Raw genomic sequence first — 693 nt, forward strand, 5'->3', positions numbered from 1 at the left:
GGGTGATGGGGTGGACGCCCCCCGACGGCATCGTGTGCCAGAGTGAGGGTGTTGAACAACACTCGAAGGAGGCGTCCGTGGGACAGGTTAGCACAGTTGGTTTGGACCTCGCCAAGAGCATCTTCCAGGCGCATGGCGCGGATGCTGCGGGCGAGGTGGTGTTTCGCAAGAAGCTGGGCCGAGGCCGGCTGCTGGCGTTCTTTGCGGGCCTTGCGCCCTGCGTCGTGGCGATGGAGGCCTGTGCCGGTGCCCATCACTGGGGTCGGGAGCTGGCTCGACAGGGCCATACGGTCAGGCTGATCCCGCCGATCTACGTGAAGCCGTTCGTGAAGCGTCAGAAGAACGACATGGCCGACGCCGAGGCGATCTGCGAGGCGGCGCAGCGGCCCAGCATGAGGTTTGTGCCCTTGAAGGACGAAGAGCAGCAGGCCAGCAGCGTGGTCTTCCGCGCCCGCGACCTGCTGGTGCGTCAGCGCACCCAAACGATCAACGCCCTGCGGGGGCATCTGGCTGAGTACGGCTGGATCGTTCCCAAGGGCGTGCCGCACGTCGATCGGCTGATTGCGCGCGTCGAAGATCCGGCCGAAGCGCTCCCTCCCGCCGCACGAACCATTCTACTGGTGCTGGTCTCGACCCTGCGAACACTCGACCAGCAGATCGCCGTGCTCGATGCGGAGATCGCCTCACGCGCCC

At 66.1% G+C, this 693-nt stretch carries 1 protein-coding gene; it reads left to right on the forward strand.

All coding sequences use genetic code 11. The features are described 5' to 3' along the window. Positions 1–77: 77 nt before the first annotated feature. Positions 78–693: IS110 family transposase (locus ACP7AU_RS17780; protein WP_426052285.1), on the forward strand; the 616-nt coding region annotated here is incomplete at its 3' end.

The organism is Brevundimonas sp. SL161, from assembly GCF_049896985.1.
Classification (GTDB): domain Bacteria; phylum Pseudomonadota; class Alphaproteobacteria; order Caulobacterales; family Caulobacteraceae; genus Brevundimonas.